The following is a 1,142-nucleotide window of genomic DNA, read 5'->3' on the forward strand; positions in this document are numbered from 1 at the left end:
CAGGTCAACGTCGACATCGTGGTGTCCATCGACTCTTTGAGCCGACGAATCATCCGTACCATCACCTCATTGACACTGGCGGCAGTATGGTCAGTGCCGAGTCTGCCGAGCAGCACAAACCTGCTGCGGCGTTCCACCAACGTCGCTAAAGCACTGGTGCCATCTGCGCCAATAATCAAATCGCCTTCCCAATGACCGGGTACCGCACGATCATTGGCTTCGGCTGGGCGAAGTGAAATATTGGCATCATGAGTCCAGCGTTTTCCACGTGGCTTGGGCACCCCTGCGAGAAGCGAGCGGGGTTTACGCCCTGGCCGGGTAGTCCGGCAGGACTTTTCAAACACAAGTTCTTTGCGCAAGCTGCCTGCCCCTTGTACGTAAAGGGCCTGGTAAATCGACTCGTGGCTAATAGTCATGGACGTATTATCACCCCACAGTGCAGCCAACCTGCCACTGGCCTGACGCGGCGAGGCGCCACGGTTGAGCAGATTGACAACCTGGGCGCGCAAAAATCGATTGTCATCGAGTTTGCGCGGCTTTGGACGAGCAAGACGCCCGCGGCTGGCCTGATCAGCGTGATAGGCATCGTAGATACCATCGACGCTGTTGCGTGCGATTTCACGACTGATAGTGGATTGACTACGACAGACCATCTGGGCGATACGCCGGTGCGAATGACCTGCCCGCAGGCAATCGGCAATAAGTAAGCGTTCCGCCAGCCCTAGCCGCCGACCAGCGCCAACACGAGATACATCACCAGGTGTTATCCGACTGCGGGTATTCATAGTGGTTAAACTAGCCCGCCGGTTATACACCGTGGTTGTGCACACCCCAGCCTGCGCGGCAATCTCGGCAACACTATATGAGCCGGCCATAAGCATCTCGTAGATCACGCGATGCTTATGCATCATCGAGACCTTCGGGTAGTGCGATTGGTGCTGGATCTCAATTCCGGCTTGTCGCGCCCACCGCCTGACAGTTGGTGAGGGTATCCCTAACTCACGTCCAACTGCGCTTGCTGATGCCCCGTTGGCGATGTGTTGAAGCGCAATCGGTTTGATGGCACTGTATTTCGTTCGGCGGGTTTGCTTCACTACTTCTCCTGGTCGAAAGTGGTGATGCATTCACCGCCTGAACCTACC

At 56.5% G+C, this 1,142-nt stretch carries 1 protein-coding gene; it reads right to left on the minus strand.

Annotated elements, in window-relative coordinates; all coding sequences use genetic code 11:
* Positions 1 to 1,094 (minus strand): IS30 family transposase (locus HMPREF2751_RS10570; protein WP_083304388.1); only part of this gene is annotated, 1,094 nt, incomplete at its 3' end.
* Positions 1,095 to 1,142: the final 48 nt, after the last annotated feature.

It is taken from the genome of Corynebacterium sp. HMSC063G05 (assembly GCF_001810555.1).
Lineage (GTDB): Bacteria > Actinomycetota > Actinomycetes > Mycobacteriales > Mycobacteriaceae > Corynebacterium > Corynebacterium jeikeium_D.